This window comes from Orrella sp. JC864 (assembly GCF_037026685.1).
Taxonomy (GTDB): domain Bacteria; phylum Pseudomonadota; class Gammaproteobacteria; order Burkholderiales; family Burkholderiaceae_B; genus Orrella.
In genome coordinates this window covers 16,881-35,787 of the sequence record NZ_JBANET010000028.1, presented here as the reverse complement: position 1 = coordinate 35,787, position 18,907 = coordinate 16,881, and the positions used below count along the sequence as shown (strand labels likewise).

Annotated in this window: 19 protein-coding genes; 14 read left to right on the top strand and 5 right to left on the bottom strand. The window is 69.2% G+C overall.

The window, feature by feature from the left end; all coding sequences use genetic code 11:
* Positions 1-12: 12 nt before the first annotated feature.
* The 11 genes from V8Z80_RS19245 (at position 13) to V8Z80_RS19195 (ending at position 11,564) form a co-directional block, all read left to right on the top strand.
* A complete protein-coding gene (locus V8Z80_RS19245; protein ID WP_155195035.1) occupies positions 13-867 on the top strand; it encodes a phosphatidate cytidylyltransferase in 855 nt (284 codons plus the stop codon).
* A gap of 2 nt (positions 868-869) precedes the next feature.
* Positions 870-2,072 carry a 1-deoxy-D-xylulose-5-phosphate reductoisomerase gene (locus V8Z80_RS19240; RefSeq protein ID WP_155195036.1) on the top strand — a complete coding sequence of 401 codons (1,203 nt, stop codon included), beginning with the start codon at positions 870-872 and terminating at the stop codon, positions 2,070-2,072.
* A 61-nt stretch (positions 2,073-2,133) separates the two neighbouring features.
* Complete coding sequence (gene rseP / locus V8Z80_RS19235) at positions 2,134-3,468, top strand: RIP metalloprotease RseP (protein WP_155195037.1); 1,335 nt, start codon at positions 2,134-2,136, stop codon at positions 3,466-3,468.
* A gap of 55 nt (positions 3,469-3,523) precedes the next feature.
* Positions 3,524-5,857, top strand: coding sequence for an outer membrane protein assembly factor BamA (gene bamA / locus V8Z80_RS19230; RefSeq protein ID WP_442952003.1), 2,334 nt, complete (start codon positions 3,524-3,526; stop codon positions 5,855-5,857).
* Between the two features lie 60 nt (positions 5,858-5,917).
* Positions 5,918-6,463 carry an OmpH family outer membrane protein gene (locus V8Z80_RS19225; protein ID WP_155195038.1) on the top strand — a complete coding sequence of 182 codons (546 nt, stop codon included), beginning with the start codon at positions 5,918-5,920 and terminating at the stop codon, positions 6,461-6,463.
* A gap of 9 nt (positions 6,464-6,472) precedes the next feature.
* Entirely contained in the window at positions 6,473-7,564 is a 1,092-nt protein-coding gene (gene lpxD / locus V8Z80_RS19220) for a UDP-3-O-(3-hydroxymyristoyl)glucosamine N-acyltransferase (RefSeq protein WP_336063143.1), read from the top strand.
* A 75-nt stretch (positions 7,565-7,639) separates the two neighbouring features.
* The gene (gene fabZ, locus V8Z80_RS19215) at positions 7,640-8,092 is read left to right on the top strand and encodes a 3-hydroxyacyl-ACP dehydratase FabZ (protein ID WP_336063142.1); all 453 of its coding nucleotides are present in this window, start codon (positions 7,640-7,642) and stop codon (positions 8,090-8,092) included.
* Entirely contained in the window at positions 8,092-8,886 is a 795-nt protein-coding gene (lpxA, locus tag V8Z80_RS19210; protein WP_155195041.1) for an acyl-ACP--UDP-N-acetylglucosamine O-acyltransferase, read from the top strand. Before fabZ ends, lpxA begins: the two co-directional genes overlap by 1 nt.
* Positions 8,883-10,085 carry a lipid-A-disaccharide synthase gene (lpxB, locus tag V8Z80_RS19205; RefSeq protein ID WP_155195042.1) on the top strand — a complete coding sequence of 401 codons (1,203 nt, stop codon included), beginning with the start codon at positions 8,883-8,885 and terminating at the stop codon, positions 10,083-10,085. The genes lpxA and lpxB overlap by 4 nt, the downstream gene beginning before the upstream one ends.
* Positions 10,075-10,764, top strand: coding sequence for a ribonuclease HII (rnhB, locus tag V8Z80_RS19200; protein WP_155195043.1), 690 nt, complete (start codon positions 10,075-10,077; stop codon positions 10,762-10,764). The genes lpxB and rnhB overlap by 11 nt, the downstream gene beginning before the upstream one ends.
* Positions 10,761-11,564, top strand: a complete 804-nt coding sequence (locus V8Z80_RS19195) for a TrmH family RNA methyltransferase (protein ID WP_336063141.1) — start codon at positions 10,761-10,763, stop codon at positions 11,562-11,564. The genes rnhB and V8Z80_RS19195 overlap by 4 nt, the downstream gene beginning before the upstream one ends.
* A gap of 28 nt (positions 11,565-11,592) precedes the next feature.
* On the opposite strand, the gene ppsR is transcribed toward V8Z80_RS19195, so the two are convergent.
* Complete coding sequence (gene ppsR, locus V8Z80_RS19190) at positions 11,593-12,426, bottom strand: posphoenolpyruvate synthetase regulatory kinase/phosphorylase PpsR (protein ID WP_155195044.1); 834 nt, start codon at positions 12,424-12,426, stop codon at positions 11,593-11,595.
* 162 nt (positions 12,427-12,588) lie between these two features.
* Here ppsR and ppsA point away from each other — a divergent pair, with 162 nt between their 5' ends.
* The gene (ppsA, locus tag V8Z80_RS19185; protein ID WP_336063140.1) at positions 12,589-14,964 is read left to right on the top strand and encodes a phosphoenolpyruvate synthase; all 2,376 of its coding nucleotides are present in this window, start codon (positions 12,589-12,591) and stop codon (positions 14,962-14,964) included.
* Between the two features lie 73 nt (positions 14,965-15,037).
* On the opposite strand, the gene V8Z80_RS19180 is transcribed toward ppsA, so the two are convergent.
* Genes V8Z80_RS19180 through V8Z80_RS19170 form a run of 3 tightly spaced genes read right to left on the bottom strand, consistent with a single transcriptional unit; the run spans position 15,038 to position 16,836 of the window.
* Positions 15,038-15,670: an AAA family ATPase gene (locus tag V8Z80_RS19180; RefSeq protein WP_336063138.1), complete on the bottom strand. Its 633-nt coding sequence runs from the start codon at positions 15,668-15,670 to the stop codon at positions 15,038-15,040.
* Between the two features lie 2 nt (positions 15,671-15,672).
* Complete coding sequence (locus V8Z80_RS19175) at positions 15,673-16,020, bottom strand: type II toxin-antitoxin system prevent-host-death family antitoxin (protein ID WP_155196629.1); 348 nt, start codon at positions 16,018-16,020, stop codon at positions 15,673-15,675.
* A gap of 60 nt (positions 16,021-16,080) precedes the next feature.
* Positions 16,081-16,836, bottom strand: coding sequence for a glutamine amidotransferase (locus tag V8Z80_RS19170; RefSeq protein ID WP_155196630.1), 756 nt, complete (start codon positions 16,834-16,836; stop codon positions 16,081-16,083).
* Positions 16,837-16,968: 132 nt separating this feature from the next.
* Here V8Z80_RS19170 and V8Z80_RS19165 point away from each other — a divergent pair, with 132 nt between their 5' ends.
* Positions 16,969-17,397: an NfeD family protein gene (locus tag V8Z80_RS19165; RefSeq protein WP_155196631.1), complete on the top strand. Its 429-nt coding sequence runs from the start codon at positions 16,969-16,971 to the stop codon at positions 17,395-17,397.
* 60 nt (positions 17,398-17,457) lie between these two features.
* Positions 17,458-18,405, top strand: coding sequence for an SPFH domain-containing protein (locus V8Z80_RS19160; RefSeq protein ID WP_155196632.1), 948 nt, complete (start codon positions 17,458-17,460; stop codon positions 18,403-18,405).
* A 22-nt stretch (positions 18,406-18,427) separates the two neighbouring features.
* Here the strand turns inward: V8Z80_RS19160 and smpB are convergent, their stop codons facing one another.
* Positions 18,428-18,886 (bottom strand): SsrA-binding protein SmpB, encoded by a 459-nt coding sequence (gene smpB / locus V8Z80_RS19155; protein ID WP_155196633.1) that lies wholly within the window; start codon positions 18,884-18,886, stop codon positions 18,428-18,430.
* Positions 18,887-18,907: the final 21 nt, after the last annotated feature.

The window sequence follows — 18,907 nt, the reverse complement described above, 5'->3', positions numbered from 1 at the left end:
AGGAGGCATTGCATGCTGGGCACCCGTATCGTCACCGCCATCGTGCTGCTGCTCCTGGTGGGCGTCTGCCTGTGGGTCGAGAACCCCTGGCCGTTCCTGGTCCTGCTGAGCGTGGCCACCGGCTGTGCGCTCTGGGAGTGGCTGCGCCTGACCGCCGCGGGCGGGCGGGCTGCGGCCGGCGCCGGCATCGCCCTGGGCCTGCTGACGCTGGCCAGTGCCGCCTTGTGGCTGGGCGGGGACGGCCAGGTCTACGCCAAGCTGCTCAGCTACGGCATCGCGGTGCGCGGCATCGTGCCCCTGGCCGTGCTGGGCTGGGCGGTGGCCGCCGTGTGCGTGATCCAGGGCCGCGCCGGCGCGCCGGCGCGCAGCGTGGGCTGGTCGCTGTTCGCGCTGCCGGCGCTGTACGCGGCCTGGGTCAGCCTGGCCGTGCTGTACCTGTCTTACGGCGCGGGCTATGTGCTCACGCTGATGGCGCTGGTCTGGGTGGCCGACATCGGCGCCTATTTCACGGGGCGCTCGCTGGGGCGGCACAAGCTCGCGCCCCGCGTCAGCCCGGGCAAGACCTGGGAAGGCGCGGCCGGCGGCGTGCTGCTGGCGGTCGTTTTCATCGGCCTGTCCGCGCAGTGGACGGGCACCTTCGGCCACGGCCTGGCCCAGCGCTGGGGCCTGGGCGGCGCACTGGCCTGGGCGCTGCTGCTGGCGGCCGTGTCCATCGTCGGCGACCTGTTCGAATCGCTGCTCAAGCGGCGCGCCGGCTACAAGGATTCGAGCCAGCTGCTGCCCGGGCACGGCGGCGTCTACGACCGCATCGACGCCCTGGTGCCGGTCGCGCCCATCGCCTTGCTGCTTTCAGGGAGCGTGTTTTGAGCATGCGGCGCGTCTGCATCCTGGGTTCGACCGGGTCCATCGGCCAGAGCACGCTGGATGTGATCGCGCGGCATGCCGACCGCATGTCCGTGCACGCCCTCTCGGCGCATAGCCGCATGGAGCAGCTGGCCCAGCAGGCGCTGGCCTGCCGGGCCGAGGTGGTGGTGGTGCCCGACGACGCCGGCCGGCGGCGCTTCCTGGCGGCCTGGCCGGCCGGGCGCAAGCCGCCCGAGATCCGGGTGGGCCCGCAGGCCCTGGCCGAGACGGCAGCCGATCCGGCATCCGATACCGTCATGGCGGCCATCGTGGGCGCGGCCGGCCTGCCCGGCGCCCTGGCGGCCGCCCGGGCGGGCAAGCGCGTGCTGCTGGCCAACAAGGAAGCGCTGGTGGCCGCCGGCGCGGTCTTCATGCGGGCAGTACGCGAGCACGGCGCCGAGCTGCTGCCCATCGACAGCGAGCACAATGCGATCTTCCAGTGCCTGCCGGCCGTCGGCCGCGCAGGTGCGCCCCAGGGGCCGGCCCGCGGCGTCACCCGGCTCGTCCTGACCGCCTCGGGCGGGCCTTTCCGGGACCGCTACTGGTCCGACCTGGCCGGCATATTGCCCGAGCAGGCCTGCAAGCATCCGAACTGGAGCATGGGGCGCAAGATCTCGGTCGATTCGGCCACCATGGTCAACAAGGGCCTGGAGGTGATCGAGGCGCATTGGCTCTTCGCCATGCCCCCCGAGCGCATCGAGGTCCTGATCCACCCGCAGAGCGTGGTCCACTCCATGGTGCAGTACGAGGACGGCTCGGTGCTGGCCCAGCTGGGCCTGCCGGACATGCGCACGCCCATCGCCTACGGGCTGGGGTTCCCCGAACGCCTGGACAGCGGGGTCGGTCCATTGGACCTGGCCTTGTGCGGCAGGCTGGACTTCGAGCGGCCCGACCCGCGCCGCTTTCCCTGCCTGGAGCTGGCCTTTGCGGCGCTGCGGGGCGGGCAGGGCGCCTGCATCGCGCTGAACGCGGCCAACGAGGTGGCCGTCGCCCGGTTCCTGGACAGGCGGCTGCCGTACACCGCCATCAGCCGCGTGCTCGAAGAGGCGCTGGCATGGCAGGCCGGGCGGGCTTCTGCTACGCTCGATACGCTCGAGGACGTGCTGGCGCTCGATGGCGCGGTACGGGCGCAGGCGGCGCAGGCCGCAGGCCTGCACGCCGCGGCCTGAGCATTGTTTTCCATCACCGGGGTCCGCCTGCCGGATCCCAGAACAGGGCGGTTTCCACCCCATGCTTGTTACGCTGATCGCCTTCGCCGTTGCGCTGGGCATACTGATCACCTTCCACGAGTTGGGCCATTACTGGGTCGCGCGGGCCTGCGGGGTGCGGGTGCTGCGTTTTTCCGTGGGCTTTGGCCGCGTGCTGCTGCGCCGCTACGACCGGCACGGCACCGAATGGGCGCTCTCGGCGATCCCCCTGGGCGGCTACGTCAAGATGCAGGACGAGCCCGAGCCGGGCGCCTCGCCCGCCCAGGCCGCCCAGGCGTTCAATACCCAGCCGGTGGGCAAGCGCATCGCCATCGTGGCGGCCGGCCCGCTTTTTAACCTGGCGCTGGCCGCGCTGCTGTACGCGGCCCTGAACCTGGCCGGCTCCATGGAGCCGCGCGCTATCGTGGCGCCGCCGCCTGCCGGCTCGCCGGCGGCCGCGGCGGGCTTTCAGGGCGGCGAGGAGATTCTCGCGGTCGACGGGCGCGCGGTGCGCTCCTGGACCGACACGCGCTGGCGCCTGCTGGACGTGCTGGCCGCCGGGGGCACCTCCGAGATCTCCGTGCGCACCGCGCAGGACCAGACGCAGGTCCGTGCCCTGACGGTGCCGGCCGGCGGCCTGGATCCGGCCATCGAGGATCCCCTGGCCGAGGCGGGCCTGCGCCTGTCCGCCTTGCCGACGGTGGTGCGCGGCGTGCTGCCCGGCGGCCCGGGCGAGGCGGCCGGGCTGCAGCAGGGCGACCGCATCCTGCAGGCCGGCGGGCTGTCCGAACCCGATACGCGCAGCTTCGTCGAGCTGGTGCAGGGCCATGGCGAGCAGCCCCTGCCGCTGGTGGTGCAGCGCGGCGAGACCCGCCTGAACCTGACCGTCACGCCCACGCTGCAGGACGACGGCCAGGGCGCGCGGGTAGGACGCATCGGCGTGCATCTGGGCGCGGACCCGCCCATGGTGCAGGTGCGCCACGGCCCCTTGGAGAGCCTGTGGCTGGGCGTGGTGCGCACCGCCGATACCGCCTGGTTCTCGCTGCGCATGATGGGGCGCATGATCACCGGCGACGTCTCGCTCAAGAACGTCAGCGGCCCGGTCACCATCGCCGACTATGCCGGCCAGACCGCCCGCATCGGCCTGGCCGCCTATGTCGGCTTCCTGGCCCTGGTCAGCGTGAGCCTGGGCGTGCTGAACCTGCTGCCCATCCCCATGCTGGACGGCGGGCATCTGCTGTACTATTTCATCGAAATCATCAGGGGGGCCCCCCCCTCGGAACGCTGGCTGGAGCTCGGCCAGCGCACCGGCCTTGCCCTGCTTGCCGGGCTCATGGGATTGGCGCTTTTCAACGATATGGTGCGCCTTTTCACCTGAATGGGTTCTATCTTAAAATCCCCCGCCATTTGACCGACCGAGGATCGCCCAGGATATGTCTTTCAGCCGGATGTTCACGCGCCAGGCCGCCGCCGCTGCCCCGCGTTTCGCAGGCAAGCGGTTGCTGCTCCCCAGTTTGATCGCTGCGCTGATCCTGCCTCTGGGCGCCCATGCCTTCGAACCCTTCGTGGTGCGCGACATCCGTGTCGATGGCATCCAGCGCACCGATCCGGGCACCATCTTCGGCTACCTGCCGGTCAAGGTGGGCGAGCAGTTCACCGACGCGCAGGCCAGCGAGGCCGTGCGCCGGCTGTACGCCACGGGCTTCTTCAGCGATGTGCGCATCGAGACCAGCAACGACGTGGTCGTGGTCGTGGTGCAGGAGCGTCCCACCATCGCCTCGGTGACCTTCAGCGGCATGCGCGAGTTCGACGCCAAGGCCATCACCAATTCGCTGGCCCAGGTGGGCTTTGGCGAAGGGCGCATCTTCGACCGCTCCATGCTCGAGCAGGCCGAGTTCGAGCTGCGCCAGCAATACCTGGCCAAGGGCAAGTACGGCGTCGAGGTCACCTCCACCGTCACCCCGCTGCCGCGCAACCGCGTGGGCGTGAACTTCGATTTCTTCGAAGGCGACGTGGCCAAGATCCGCGAGATCCGCATCGTGGGCAGCAAGGCCTTTTCCGAGAGCGAGCTGCTCAGCCAGATCCAGCTGCGCACGCCCGGCTGGCTGACCTGGTACACCGATGCCGACAAATACTCGCGCGAGAAGCTCGAGGCCGACGTCGAGACGCTGCGCTCGTACTACCTGGACCGCGGCTACCTCGAGTTCTCGGTCGAGCCGCCGCAGGTCACGATCTCGCCGGACCGCAAGGACATCTACATCACCATCACCGTGAACGAGGGCCAGCCCTACACGGTGTCGGACGTCAAGCTGGCCGGCGAGCTGCTGGGCCTGGACAACGAGATTCGCCAGCTGGTGCAGGTCGAACCGGGCCAGACCTTCTCGGCGGCCCGCACCAACGCCACCTCCAGGGCCATCACGGATTACCTGGGCGAGCTGGGCTACGCCTTCGCCAACGTCAATCCCAACCCGGTGCTGGACCGCGACAAGCGCACCGCCGACCTGACCTTCTACGTCGATCCGAGCCGGCGCGTCTATGTGCGGCGCATCCAGGTGGGCGGCAACACGCGCACCCGCGACGAGGTCATCCGCCGCGAGATGCGCCAGCAGGAAGCCGCCTGGTACGACGCGGGCGATATCCGCATGTCGCGCGACCGCATCGACCGCCTGGGTTATTTCAACGACGTCAATGTCAGCACCGAGCCCGTGCCGGGCTCGCCCGACCAGGTCGACGTCAACGTGGACGTCAAGGAAAAGCCCACCGGCATGATCAACCTCGGGATCGGCTACGGCTCGACCGAGCGCGCCATCCTGTCGGCCGGCATCAGCGAGGACAACGTCTTTGGCAGCGGCACCAACCTGACGCTGCAGGTCAACACCAGCCGCACCAACCGGGCCGCGGTGCTCTCGCATACCGATCCGTACTGGACGCGCGACGGTGTCAGCCGCACCACCTCGATCTTCTACCGCGTCATCGAGCCGTTCTACAACAACGACGGCGACTATCGGGTCAAGACCATGGGCCTGGGCATGAACTTCGGCGTGCCCATCTCCGAGTTCGACCGCATTTCGCTGGGCGCGAACTTCGAGCGCAACGTGCTGACGACCTACAGCAACTCGCCGCAGGCCTACCAGGATTTCGAGGACGACTACGGCGGCACGGCCAATGCCGTGATCTTCTCGACCGGCTGGTCCAAGGACACGCGCGACAGCGCCCTGGCGCCGACCTCGGGCGCGTACACCCGCCTGCAGGCCAACCTGTCGACCATGGACCTGAAGTACTACATGCTGACCGCCCAGCAACAGTACTACCTGCCCCTGGGCCGCCAGTACACCCTGGCGTTCAACGCCATGGCCGACTACGGCAAGAGCTACGGCAGCAAGGGCTTCCCGGTCATCAAGAACATCTATGCGGGCGGCATGGGCACGGTGCGCGGCTTCGAGGGGGCCTCGCTGGGCCCGCGCGATACGCTCACGCGCGACTATATCGGCGGGGCCAAGCGCCTGGTGGGCAACGTGCAGTTCTACCTGCCGTTCCCGGGCGCGCAGCAGGACCGCACGCTGCGCTGGTTCACCTTCGTGGACGCCGGCCAGGTCTATGCCGACAACCAGAACATGGACCTGGGCGAGCTGCGCTACTCGGCGGGCGTGGGCCTGTCCTGGAATTCGCCGCTGGGCCCGCTGCAGCTGTCCTATGCCAGGCCGCTTAACGACAAGCCGGGCGACGATACACAAAGCTTCCAGTTCCAGATCGGCACCGGATTCTGAGCTCCTGGTTTAATGGCACAATAGGCCTTTTGGCACGGCCTTACAGCAAGGTGAGATTTTATGAAGTCTGTTTTCGCACATAACCTGTCCGGCGCCCAGGCCAAGCGTGGCATGGCGCTGGGGCTGGCGGCGCTCGCGCTGGCCGGGGCGCTGGCTGCCGGGCCCGTGCAGGCGCAAGGCACGAAGATCGGTTTCGTGAACACCGAGCGGATCCTGCGCGACTCGGGCCCGGCCAGGGCTGCCCAGGCCCGTATCGAGTCCGAGTTCAAGAAGCGCGACGACGAGCTGCAGCGGCTGGCCTCCAACCTGCGCGCGCAGGCCGAGAAGTTCGACAAGGACGCGCCGGTCATGTCCGAATCCAACCGGATCCAGCGCCAGCGCGAGCTCTCCAACCTGGACAGCGAACTGCAGCGCAAGCGCCGCGAGTTCCAGGAGGACTTCAACCGCCGCCGCAACGAAGAGTTCACCGCCATCGTCGAGAAGGCCAACGCGGCCATCAAGGCCCTGGCCGAACAGCAGAACTACGACCTGATCATCCAGGACGCGGTGACCGTCAATCCGAACATCGACATCACCGACCAGGTGATCCAGGCACTGGGCAAGTAACCGCTTGCCATGCCTTTGCTGCTAGACCCCGGGCACGCCCCAGCGCTGGACCGTCTGCTCGAAGCCGCCGACACCGGCGGCCTGAACTGGTCGCTGGAGCCCGTCCCGGGCGCCAGCCTGCCCCGGATCGCCGGTATCGGCACGCTTTCCTCGGCCGGGCCCGGCGAGATCGCCTTTCTTTCCAATCCGCGCTATGCCGGCCAGCTTGCCGGCACCGCCGCATCGGCGGTGATCCTGCCGCCCGAGGCCTTGCAGGCCTTGCGCCAGTCGCAGGCCGAGCCCGGTTTCGTGCCGGTGGTGTGCGCGCATCCCTACCTGCTGTACGCCCGGCTGGCCCAGTGGTTCGACGCCGCGCGCCGCCCGCCTGCGCAGGCCTTCGTGCACCCTTCGGCGGTGGTGGCCGAGGACGCGCTCATCGAGGCGGACGTGCGGATCGGCCCGCATTGCGTCATCGAGTCGGGCGCGCGCATCGGCCGCGGCAGCGTGATCGGCCCGGCCTGCATCATTGGCGCAGGGTCGGTGCTGGGCGCCGATGCGCTCCTGCATGCCCGCGTCACCCTTTATGCCGGGGTGACGGTGGGCCGGCGGGCGATCCTGCACAGCGGGGCCGTGCTGGGCGCGGACGGCTTCGGCTTTGCCCCCGATCCCAGCCGGGGCAAGGGCGCCTGGGCCAAGATCCCGCAACTGGGCGGGGTGGTGCTGGGCGATGACGTGGAGGTGGGGGCAAACACCACCATCGACCGCGGGGCGCTGGAAAACACCGTGATCGGTAACGGGGTCAAGCTGGACAACCAGATCATGATCGCGCACAACGTGCGCATCGGCGAGCACACCGCCATGGCCGCCTGCGTGGGCGTGGCCGGCTCGACCGTCATCGGCGCGCGCTGCACCATTGGCGGTGCCGCGATGTTGTCAGGACACATCAACCTGGCCGACGACGTCCATGTTTCGGGGGGGACCGCCGTGACCTCCAATATTTCGAAGCCGGGACGGTACACGGGCGTGTATCCTTACGCCGAGCATGGGGATTGGCAGCGCAACGCCGCCGTCCTGCAGCAACTGGCCCAGATGCGGCGCCGCGTGAAGGCCCTGGAAAAGTAACGCGCGGCGCGCCGGCCGTCCCAGGCCGGACGGGATCCCGCCGCGCCCTTCATATCACGCAGGATAGAGTTTTTTATGGAACTGGACATCAAGGGGATACTTGAACGGCTGCCGCATCGCTACCCGATGCTGCTCATAGACCGGGTCATCGAGCTCGAATTTGGCAAGTCCATCGTCGCGATCAAGAACGTGTCGATCAACGAGCCATTTTTTACCGGGCATTTTCCCCATCATCCGGTCATGCCGGGGGTGCTTATCGTCGAGGCGCTGGCGCAGGCCGCCGCCCTGTTTTCCTTTTCCGACCCCAACGGGCTGGAAGAGGGCAAGAACCAATCGGTGTATTACCTGGTCGGTATCGATGGCGCGCGCTTTCGGCGGCCGGTCGTCCCGGGCGACCAGCTGCGCCTGGAGGTCGCCGCCGAGCGGCTCAGCCGCTCCATCTGCAAGTACACCGGCCGCGCGCTGGTGGACGGGCAGGTGGCGGCCGAGGCCAACCTGATGTGTGCCATCCGCAGCCTGGAAGCCTGATGTCTGCAAACATCCACCCGACGGCGCTGATCGAGCCGGGCGCCGAGATCGACAGCACGGCGCGTATCGGCCCTTATTGCGTCATCGGGCCCAATGTGCGCATCGGCGCCGGCACCCAGATCGGCCCGCACTGCGTGATCGACGGCCATACCGAGATCGGCCGCGACAATGTGTTCTATCGCTTCTGCTCGATAGGCGGCATGCCGCAGGACAAGAAGTACGCCGGCGAGCCGACCCGGCTGGTGGTGGGCGATCGCAATACCGTGCGCGAGTACGTCACCTTCAATACCGGCACGGTGCAGGACGGCGGGCTTACCGCGATCGGCAGCGACAACTGGATCATGGCCTATGTGCACGTGGCCCACGACTGCCATATCGGCAGCCATACCATCCTGGCCAACGGCGTGCAGCTGGGCGGGCACGTGCACGTGGGCGACTGGGCCATCATCGGCGGGCTGACGGGGGTGCACCAGTTCTGCAAGATCGGCAAGCACAGCATGACCGGCGGCAACAGCTCGGTGACGCAGGATATCCCGCCGTACCTGCTGAGCGCGGGCAACCCCTGCAAGCCCCGTGGCATCAATGCCGAGGGCCTGAAGCGCCGCGGCTTCGACGCCCCCACCATCGCGGCGCTGCGCGAGGCGTACAAGACCTTGTACCTGCGTGGCCTGACGCAGGAGCAGGCCCGCCAGGCCTGGCGGGCGCGCCAGGGCGACAGCCCGGCCGTGGCCCAGGCCCTGGCCGACTTCGAGCAGTTCCTGGACGCGTCCACGCGCGGCGTGATCAGGCCATGACCATCGCCCGGCCGCCCGCAGGCGTGCTGGACATCGGCATGGTCGCCGGGGAGCCCTCGGGCGACCTGCTGGCGGCCCGCATCATCGCCGGCCTGCGAGCGCGCGAGCCGGCGGTGCGCTGCGCCGGCATCGGCGGCCCGCGCATGCAGGCCGAGGGCCTGCAGACCTGGCACCCCATGCATGCCCTGACCGTATTCGGCTACGTGGACGCCCTCAAGCGCCTGCCCAGCCTGCTGGCCACCTACGGCGACGTCAAGCGGCGCTGGCTGGCCCAGCGTCCCGCGGCCTTCGTGGGCATCGACGCGCCGGACTTCAACCTGAAGCTGGAATTGCAGTTGCGCCGCGCCGGCATTCCCACCGTGCATTTCGTCGGCCCCTCGATCTGGGCCTGGCGCTACGACCGCATCCACAAGATCCGCGAGGCGGTCTCGCACATGCTGGTGCTGTTTCCCTTCGAGGAAGAGATCTATCGCAAGGAGAAGGTGCCGGTCACCTACGTGGGCCACCCGCTGGCCGGCGCCATCGCGCTGCGCCCGGATCGCCAGGCCGCCCGCGCCCGGCTGGGGCTGGATGCCCAGGCGCGCGTGCTGGCCATCCTGCCGGGCAGCCGCCGCTCCGAGATCGAGATCCTGGCCCCGCGCTTTCTGCAGGCGGCCCAGGCCCTGGTAGCGCGCGATCCGGGCTTGCAATGCGTGGTGCCCATGGTCAATGCCCAGCGCCGGGCGCAATTCGAGGCCGAGCTGGCGCGCTTTCCCGTGCCGGGCTTGCGTTGCGTGGCGGCCCAGGAAGGCGAGGGCGGCCAGCCGGTAGCCTGGTCGGTCATGGAGGCCGCCGACGCCGTGCTGGTGGCCAGCGGCACCGCCACGCTGGAGGCAGCGCTGTTCAAGCGCCCCATGGTGATCTCGTATTATCTTTCGCCCTGGATGCGGCGCATCATGACCTGGAAGTCGGGCCAGCAACGGCCCTACCTGCCCTGGGTCGGCTTGCCCAACGTGCTGCTGCGCGATTTCGCCGTGCCGGAACTGCTGCAGGACGATGCCACGCCCGAGAAGCTGGCCCAGGCGACCTGGCAGGCGCTGACCGACGAGGCCGGCGCCCAGCGCGTGGCCGAGCGGTTCACGGCGCTGCATCACGAATTGCTGCGCGATACGCCTGCGCTGGCGGCCCAGGCCATACTCGAGACGGCCCATGCAAGCTGAACTGTTCGCCGCGCCGGTGCTGACCCATATCGCCGGGGTTGACGAGGCCGGCAGGGGCCCGCTGGCCGGCGCCGTCTACGCCGGGGCGGTGATCCTGCCCAAGCGCGCGCGCATAAGGGGGCTGGCCGATTCCAAGGTGCTGACGCCCGAGCGGCGCCAAGAGCTGGCCGTGGCCATCCGCGCCAAGGCGCTGGCCTGGGCGGTGGCCAGCGCCAGCGTCGAGGAAATCGACCGCCTGAACATCCTGCAGGCGACCTTCCTGGCCATGCGAAGAGCCGTCCAGGCGCTGGCGCAGGCGCCCGACCTGGCGCTGGTCGACGGCAACCAGGCGCCCAGCCTGCCGTGCATGGTGCGCACCGTGATCAAGGGCGATGCCACCGAGCCGGCCATCTCGGCGGCCTCGATCCTGGCAAAGACCGAGCGCGACGCGGATTTGCTGCGCCTGCACGGCCTGTATCCGCAGTACGGGTTCGACCAGCACAAGGGGTATGCCACCGCGCTGCACTTGCAGCGGCTGCGCGAGCATGGCCCGTGCCCGGCCCATCGCACCAGCTTTGCGCCGGTGCGGGCCATGCTCGGCCTGCCCGCGGCGCCGGTGCCGCCGATCGCGCCGCCGGCGCAGGCCGGCGAGCTGCTGCCGGCCTGGGACGAGGCGGCGCACGGCCAGGACGCCGCGTGAAGACCGTCGTCTCGCGCGAGAATCCCGTTTACAAGACCTTGCGCGCCCAGGCCGCCCGGGCCGGGCGCGCGGGCGAGCCGGCCGTGCTCGAAGGCCCGCACCTTTGCCAGGCCTGGCTGCAGCACGGCGGGCTGCCGGCCATGGCGGTCTTTGACGCCGAACGCCTGGACGAGCCGGTCCTGGCGGGGCTGGCCGACGCCGTGCGGGCCGCTGCCTGCGTGGCCTTGCCCTCGCGCCTGCTGGCGGGGCTGGAGACCGTGCCGGCCAGCCAGGGCGTGCTGTTCGTGGTCCAGCCGCCGGCCCCCGTCCTGCCCGCGCGGCTGCAGGAGAACTGCGTCTGGCTCGATCGCATCCAGGACCCCGGCAACGTGGGAACCTTGCTGCGCACCTGCGCGGCCGCCGGCGTGCGGCGGGTGCTGCTGTCCGAGGGATGCGCCGCCGCCTGGTCGCCCAAGGTGCTGCGCAGCGGCCAGGGCGCGCATTTCGCCCTGCAGCTGCACGAGCAGGTCGACCTGCGGGCCGCCGTGGCGCGGCTGGCCGTCCCGCTGGCCGCGACCGCCCTGGCGCAGGCGCAAGACCTGTACCAGGCCGCGCTGCCGCCGGCCTGCGCCTGGGTGTTCGGCCACGAGGGGCAGGGCGTGGATCCGGCGCTGCTGCAGGCCGCCACGCTGCGCCTGCGCATTCCGCACGATAGCGCGGCGGTCGAATCGCTGAACGTGGCCGCGGCCGCGGCCGTCTGCCTGTTCGAGCAGCGCCGCCGGCAGCTGGCCCGGGGGCCTGCGCCGGCCCCGCGGCCCTAGTGCGCGCCGCGGCCCAGGCCCTGCGGCCCTAGTACGAGCCGCGCTCGAGCTTGACCTCCTGCAGCACGGTGGTCGAGATCTCCTCGATGGACTTGGTGGTGGTGGACAGCCAGGCGATGCCTTCGCGGCGCATCAGGCGCTCGGCCTCGGCGACTTCGTAGCGGCATTGCTGCAGCGAGGCGTAGACGCTGTCCGGGCGGCGCTCGTGGCGTACCTCGGCCAGCCGCTCGGGCTGGATGGACAGGCCGAACAGCTTGTCGCGATGGGGCGCCAGCGTGGCCGGCAGGGTGCCGCGCTCGAAATCGTCGGGGATCAGGGGAAAGTTGGCCGCCTTGATGGCGTATTGCATCGCCAGGTAAAGGCTGGTGGGGGTCTTGCCGCAGCGCGAGACGCCCACCAGGATCACGTCGGCCTGGCCCAGCCCCGAGACGAACTGCCCGTCGTCGTGGGCCAGGCTGAAATTGATGGCCTCGATGCGGTTGCGGTATTTCTCGGTGGTGGCGCCGGTATGCGAGCGGCCCACCGAATGGCTGGACTTGACCCCCAGCGCCTGCTCGAGCGGCGCCACGAAAGTGCCGAACAGATCCAGCAGCGTGCAATTGGCCTGCCGCACGCGCATCAGGATCTCCGGATTGACCAGGGTGCTGAAGACGATGGGCGGCTGGCCCTGCTCGCGGGCGGTCTGGTCGATGCGCTCGGCGACCTGGCAGGCTTTTTCCAGGGTATCGACGAAGGGCAGGCGCGTTTGCACGAACTTGACCTGCTCGAACTGCGAAAGCACGGAGTGGCTGAAGGTTTCGGCGGTGATGCCGGTGCCGTCCGAGACGATGAAAACGGTGCGTTGCTGGGAGGGGGTCTGCATGGATAAAAACAACCGAGGGACGGGGAGGGGCGGTACAATTTCACCCGCAAGTCACCCCCCGGGTTCCTTTCAGGCCGGTTTGGTCAGCATGCGCGGATTTTCGCCGCGCCAGGCGGCGTGTGCTGACCAAACTCGCTTTCTCTCCATTGTAAAGGTGACTTCATGTCTTACATCGTTCCATTCGAGCAGCTCCGCATGACGGACGTGGACTCGGTAGGAGGCAAAAACGCATCTCTAGGTGAAATGATCAGCCAGCTGGCCAGCGCCGATGTGCGCGTGCCCGGCGGCTTTGCGACCACCGCGCAGGCTTTCCGCGATTTCCTGAAGTCCTCCGGGCTGGACAAGCGCATTGCCGAGCGGCTGGCCTCGCTCAATCCGGAAGACGTGCGCGAACTGGCCGCGGCCGGCGCCGAGATCCGCCAATGGCTGATCGAGGCCCCGTTCTCGCCCGAGTTCGAGCAGGAGATCCGCACGGCCTTCGCCGCCCTGGATGCGGACGGCAAGGGCTCGTTCGCCGTGCGCTCCTCGGCCACCGCCGAAGACCTGCCCGATGCGTCCTTCGCCGGCCAGCAGGAAACCTTCCTGAACGTGGTGGGCATCGACGACGTGCTGGACAAGATCCGCCACGTGTTCGCCTCGCTGTACAACGACCGCGCCATCTCGTACCGCGTGCACAAGGGCTATGCCCATGCCGACGTCGCCCTGTCCGCGGGCGTGCAGCGCATGGTGCGCTCGGACAAGGGCAGCGCCGGCGTCATGTTCACCATCGATACCGAGTCGGGCTTTCCCGACGTGGTCTTCATCACCTCGTCCTACGGCCTGGGCGAGACGGTGGTGCAAGGCGCCGTCAATCCCGACGAATTCTACGTATTCAAGCCCGCGCTGGCCGCCGGCCACTATCCCATCGTCAGCCGCCGCATCGGCTCCAAGCTCATCAAGATGGAGTTCGATCCCGAGCGCACCGAGGGCCGCGCCGTGCGCACGGTCGAGGTGCCGGTCTCCGAGCGCAACCGCTATTCGCTGACCGACGAGGAAGTGGCCGAGCTGGCGCGCTATGCCGTCACCATCGAGAAGCACTACGGCCGCCCCATGGACATCGAATGGGGCCGCGACGGCGTGGATGGCAAGCTCTACATCCTGCAGGCCCGCCCCGAGACGGTCAAGTCGCAGCAGTCGGGCAACGACGTGCAGCAGCGCTACCGCCTGAAGGCCACCGGCCAGGTGCTGGTGACCGGCCGTGCCATCGGCCAGAAGATCGGCCAGGGCCCGGTGCGGGTGGTGGGCGACATCTCGGAGATGGACAAGGTGCAGGCCGGCGACGTGCTGGTGACCGACATGACCGATCCCAACTGGGAGCCGGTCATGAAGCGCGCCGCGGCCATCGTCACCAACCGCGGCGGGCGCACTTGCCATGCGGCCATCATCGCGCGCGAACTGGGCATCCCGGCCGTGGTGGGCTGCGGCAACGCCACCGACGTGCTGAGCGAGGGCAAGCCCGTTACGGTGTCTTGCGCCGAAGGCGACGAGGGACGGATCTACGACGGCCTGATCGAGACCGAGGTCGAGGAAGTGCGCCGCGGCGAGATGCCCGAGATCGACGTCAAGATCATGATGAACGTGGGCAACCCGCAGCTGGCCTTCGACTTCAGCCAGGTGCCCAACGCCGGCGTGGGCCTGGCCCGGCTGGAGTTCATCATCAACAACAACATCGGCATCCACCCCAAGGCGGTGCTGGACTATCCCAACGTGGATGGCGAGCTCAAGAAGGCGGTCGAGTCGGCCGCGCGCGGCTACGCCAGCCCCAGGGCCTTCTTCGTCGAGAAGCTGGCCGAGGGCATCGCGACCATCGGCGCGGCCTTCTGGCCCAAGCCGGTGATCGTGCGCCTGTCGGACTTCAAGTCCAACGAGTACCGCAAGCTGGTGGGCGGCTCGCGCTACGAGCCCGAGGAAGAGAACCCCATGCTGGGCTTTCGCGGCGCCTCGCGCTACCTGGCGCAGGAGTTCGAGGAGTGCTTTCGCATGGAGTGCGAGGCGCTCAAGCGCGTGCGCAACGACATGGGGCTGACCAACGTCGAGATCATGGTGCCTTTCGTGCGCACGCCCGGCCAGGCCAGGCGCGTGGTGGACCTGCTGGCCAGGAACGGCCTGGCCCGGGGCGAGAACGGCCTGCGCCTGATCATGATGTGCGAGGTGCCTTCCAACGCCATCCTGGCCGAAGAGTTCCTGCAGGTTTTCGACGGCTTCTCGATCGGTTCGAACGACATGACCCAGCTGACGCTGGGCCTGGACCGCGACTCGGGCATGGAGCTGCTGGCGGCCGATTTCGACGAGCGCGACGAGGCCGTCAAGTTCATGCTGCGCCGGGCCATCCAGGCTTGCCTGAAGGCCGGCAAGTATGTCGGCATCTGCGGCCAGGGCCCCAGCGACCATCCCGACCTGGCGCAATGGCTCATGCAGGAAGGCATCCTGTCGATGTCGCTCAATCCCGACACGGTGGTCGATACCTGGCAAAGGCTGAGCGCTTCCAAGGGGCGCTAGCGCATCCGGCCCTCGGGAGGGGCGCCGCGGGCGGACCGGCAAGCCGGTCCGGCGGCGCCTGGATGGGCCGGGGTCAGCGTCGCTGCAGCGCGGCCTCCAGCAAGGGCTTGGCCCAGTCGGGGGTGGCGCGCTGCTCGTGCGTGGCGGTAGGCCAGCGCAGCTTGCCGGCCGCCATCTCCAGCAGCCGGCGCGGCTCGGGCACGGACTGGCCAGGCAGGGCGTCGACGCTGTTGTCGTAGACGGCCAGGTGCGCCAAGGCGGGCATCAGGCCGATGAGGTTCAGGCGGGCGCTGTCGAAGCGTTCGCGGATCTTGCGCGTGGGAATGTCATGGCCGCCGGCGGCCACGCGCGCGCGTACCCGGGCGATGTGCTGCTCGGGGCTGGACAGGCCGCAATACCATAGCAGCACGTCGTGCGTGGCCACGGCGGCGCGCAGGCGCGCGGCGACGGTGGCGCCGCCCAGCGTGGTCTCGAAGGCATGGCTGCGTCCTTGCGCCAGGGCCTGTTCCAGGCGCCGCATGCCTTCGTGCCAGGCGGCGGCATTGGCGTCCTCCTGGCGCGCGCCGGTCTCTTGCACCAGTTCGCGCGCGAAGGCGTCGGGATTGAACCAGGACAGGCCGGCACGGGTCAGCAGGTGGCCGCCGATGGAGCTCTTGCCGGCCCCGTTCACGCCGGCCAGCACGTACAGCACGGGCCGTGCGGCCATCGTCAATGGCCGCTGCCGGCCTTGACGGCGCCGTCCAGCGCGGGCGCGGCGGCGATCAGGCGGCGCAGGCGATCGGCCGCATCGGGCGCGTCCAGGCTGGCCATGCGCGCGTCGAAACGCTGGCGCAGCGCCTCTAGCGCCGCCGGGCCGGCGGCCCCGGACTGGGCGGCGGCCACCAGCGCGGCGTATTCCTGCGTGGACAGGATGACCGCCTCGGGCGTGTTGTGATTGGTGATCAGCACCTTGCCCTGGTCGGCCACCGTGCGCATGATGCCGCGCCATCCTTGCTTCTTGACCTCGGCCGCGGGCTTGCGCACGAGCTGGTCCAGGGCATGCTGGGGCAGGGCCATGATGCTCTCCTGAAAGAAATTTGGGTAATTTTACCTTTTTTTAGGGTAAATTTCCCTTTCTCAAGTCCCGGCAGCCTGTTGCAAGGGCACCTGCGGCGCGTACAGCGCCAGGAAACGGCGCACCAGGGTGGCGGCCTCGGGCGTGGGCCGGATGCCGGCCTGCAGCGCGGCCACGTCCAGGCCTTCGGCGGCGTATTCGGGGCCGCGGCGCGCCAGGTCGGCGCGCGGCACCGCCTCGGGAAACTCGGGATGGAACTGCGTCGAGACGATGCGCTCGCCCATGCGCACCAGCTGGTTGCCATCGAGCTCGGTGCGCGCCAGCGAGACCGCGCCGGGCGGCAGGCGCGTGATGGTCTGCATGTGCTGCAGCTGGACCGGAAAGCGTTCGGGCAGGCCGGCCAGCATGGGGTCGCCGCGGCCGGCGGCAAGCACCTGCAGCATGCCGGTGCCGGTTTCGCGGCCGGCGGGGTTGAAGTCCACCGCGCCGCCCAGGGCATGGGCCAGCAATTGGTGGCCGTAGCAGATGCCGAACAGCGGCAGGCCCTGGCTGGCGGCCTGCGCCAGCCATCGCGCCGTGCGCTCGCCCCATTCGTCGCGGTCGGTGACGTTGGCCGGCGAGCCGGTGATCAGGGCGGCCGAGTAGTCCGAGGGGTCGCCCGGCCAGGCGCCTTGGAAGACCGGCACGATATGGGCGTCCCGCTCGGCCAGGGCCGCGGTGCGGCGCAGCATCCGGGCGTAGCTGCCGACGGTGTGCAGGATGTCGGCGTGCGGATCGCCGGTGTGGAGAATGAGGACGGGGCGGTAGGCGCTGGACATGGCAGGGCGACAAGAGGGCGCCGCGTGAAGCGGCCAAGGCAAAAACAGCCGATAATAAACCTTGTGCAGGCCGGTGGCACGGGGGCCGCCGCCGCGGCCGCGCCCGGCCTGGCGCAACAGGAGCATCGATATATGTGGGTTTGGTTCGGCTTGTCCGCGCTGGCGCTGATCGGGGAGCTGGCCAGCGGCACGTTCTACCTGCTGCTGGTGGCGCTGGGGCTGGCGGCCGGCGGCGTGGCGGCCTGGGCCGGCCTGGCCCTGGGCGTGCAGCTGCTGGTGTGCGCGGCGCTTACGCTCGTGGGGCTGCTGGCGCTGCGGCGCACCGGCGTGCTCAAGAAGCGCGAGGTCGACGCCCAGGGCAACCGCGACGTCAACCTGGACATCGGCCAGGTCGTCGAGGTCGAATCCTGGAGCGCCGACGGCCGCACCCGGGTGTGGTATCGCGGCGCCCACTGGGACGCCGAACTGGCGCCCGGCCATCCTCCCCGCGCCGGGGCGCACAGCATCGCGGCCGTGCAAGGCACGCGCCTGGTGCTGGCGCCGCGTCCGCATTCAGCCTGAACGGCAGGCGCATCCCTCGTCACGGCCGCTTGCCGGCGGCGATCCACCAAGAGGTAATCCATGACGCTAGACCCTTCCACCATCTTCCTGCTGGTCCTTGTGCTTCTGGCGCTGGTGATCGTCATCAAGGCCATCGCCATCGTGCCGCAGCAGCATGCCTGGGTGGTCGAACGCCTGGGCAAGTTCGACCGGGTGCTCTCGCCGGGCGCAGGCTTCGTGATCCCCTTCATCGAACGCGTGGCCTACAAGCATTCGCTCAAGGAGATTCCGCTGGACGTGCCCAGCCAGGTCTGCATCACGCGCGACAACACCCAGCTGCAGGTCGACGGCGTGCTGTATTTCCAGGTTACCGACCCGATGCGCGCCTCCTACGGCTCGTCGAACTACATCACGGCCATCACGCAGCTGGCCCAGACCACCTTGCGCTCGGTCATCGGCAAGATGGAGCTGGACCGCACCTTCGAAGAGCGCGAATTCATCAACAGCACCATCGTCTCGGCGCTGGACGAGGCGGCGCTGAACTGGGGCGTGAAGGTGCTGCGCTACGAGATCAAGGACCTGACCCCGCCCAACGAGATCCTGCGCGCCATGCAGGCGCAGATCACCGCCGAGCGGGAAAAGCGCGCCCTCATCGCGGCTTCGGAAGGACGGCGCCAGGAGCAGATCAACATCGCCACCGGCGAGCGCGAGGCCTTCATCGCGCGTTCGGAGGGCGAGAAGCAGGCGCAGATCAACCAGGCCCAGGGCGAGGCGGCGGCGGTGCTGGCCATTGCCGAGGCCACGGCCCGCGCCATCGGCCAGGTGGCCGAAGCCCTCAACGCCCCGGGTGGCATGGAAGCGGTCAATCTGCGCGTGGCCGAACGCTATGTCGACGCCTTCGGCAACGTGGCCAAGCAAGGCAACACCTTGATCCTGCCCTCGAACCTGTCGGACGTGGGCAGCCTGGTGGCCTCGGCCATGACCATCGTCAAGAGCGGGGCGGCGCCGGGCGGGTCGCCGCGCAGCTGATCGGCGCGCCGCGGCGCGGCCGCTAGGCGCGCTTGCGCGTGTCGTGCTTCATGATGCGCGCGTGCTCGCGCTGCCAGTCCTTTTCCCGCTGGGTATCGCGCTTGTCGTGCAGCTTCTTGCCGCGCGCCAGGCCGAACTGCAGCTTGACGCGGCCGTTCTTGTAGTGCAAGTCGATCGGAATCAGCGTGTAGCCGCGCTGCTCGACCTTGCCGATGAGCTTGGAGATCTCCTCGGCGCGCAGCAGCAGCTTGCGCGTGCGCACCGCGTCGGGGTGTATGTGCGTGGAGGCCGTCGGCAGGGGGCTGACGTGCATGCCCATGATCCAGAGCTCGCCGTCGCGCACGATGACGTAGCTTTCCTTGAGCTGGACGCGTTTTTCCCGGATGGCCTTGACTTCCCACCCTTGCAGGACCAGGCCGGCCTCGTAGCGGTCTTCGATGAAGTAGTCGTGAAAGGCCTTGCGGTTTTCGATGATGCTCATGGATGGCGATAGGGTCCGCCG

Bases quoted from the DNA above. Each gene is read 5' to 3' on its own strand.
- lpxA (WP_155195041.1), top strand. From the start codon at position 8,092: ATGTCTGCAAACATCCACCCGACGGCGCTGATCGAGCCGGGCGCCGAG.
- lpxB (WP_155195042.1), top strand. From the start codon at position 8,883: ATGACCATCGCCCGGCCGCCCGCAGGCGTGCTGGACATCGGCATGGTC.
- V8Z80_RS19160 (WP_155196632.1), top strand. From the start codon at position 17,458: ATGACGCTAGACCCTTCCACCATCTTCCTGCTGGTCCTTGTGCTTCTG.
- rnhB (WP_155195043.1), top strand. From the start codon at position 10,075: ATGCAAGCTGAACTGTTCGCCGCGCCGGTGCTGACCCATATCGCCGGG.
- lpxD (WP_336063143.1), top strand. From the start codon at position 6,473: ATGCCTTTGCTGCTAGACCCCGGGCACGCCCCAGCGCTGGACCGTCTG.
- bamA (WP_442952003.1), top strand. From the start codon at position 3,524: ATGTCTTTCAGCCGGATGTTCACGCGCCAGGCCGCCGCCGCTGCCCCG.
- smpB (WP_155196633.1), bottom strand. From the start codon at position 18,886: ATGAGCATCATCGAAAACCGCAAGGCCTTTCACGACTACTTCATCGAA.
- V8Z80_RS19170 (WP_155196630.1), bottom strand. From the start codon at position 16,836: ATGTCCAGCGCCTACCGCCCCGTCCTCATTCTCCACACCGGCGATCCG.
- fabZ (WP_336063142.1), top strand. From the start codon at position 7,640: ATGGAACTGGACATCAAGGGGATACTTGAACGGCTGCCGCATCGCTAC.
- V8Z80_RS19240 (WP_155195036.1), top strand. From the start codon at position 870: ATGCGGCGCGTCTGCATCCTGGGTTCGACCGGGTCCATCGGCCAGAGC.
- V8Z80_RS19245 (WP_155195035.1), top strand. From the start codon at position 13: ATGCTGGGCACCCGTATCGTCACCGCCATCGTGCTGCTGCTCCTGGTG.
- V8Z80_RS19225 (WP_155195038.1), top strand. From the start codon at position 5,918: ATGAAGTCTGTTTTCGCACATAACCTGTCCGGCGCCCAGGCCAAGCGT.
- rseP (WP_155195037.1), top strand. From the start codon at position 2,134: ATGCTTGTTACGCTGATCGCCTTCGCCGTTGCGCTGGGCATACTGATC.
- V8Z80_RS19175 (WP_155196629.1), bottom strand. From the start codon at position 16,020: ATGGCCCTGCCCCAGCATGCCCTGGACCAGCTCGTGCGCAAGCCCGCG.
- V8Z80_RS19165 (WP_155196631.1), top strand. From the start codon at position 16,969: ATGTGGGTTTGGTTCGGCTTGTCCGCGCTGGCGCTGATCGGGGAGCTG.
- ppsR (WP_155195044.1), bottom strand. From the start codon at position 12,426: ATGCAGACCCCCTCCCAGCAACGCACCGTTTTCATCGTCTCGGACGGC.
- ppsA (WP_336063140.1), top strand. From the start codon at position 12,589: ATGTCTTACATCGTTCCATTCGAGCAGCTCCGCATGACGGACGTGGAC.
- V8Z80_RS19180 (WP_336063138.1), bottom strand. From the start codon at position 15,670: ATGGCCGCACGGCCCGTGCTGTACGTGCTGGCCGGCGTGAACGGGGCC.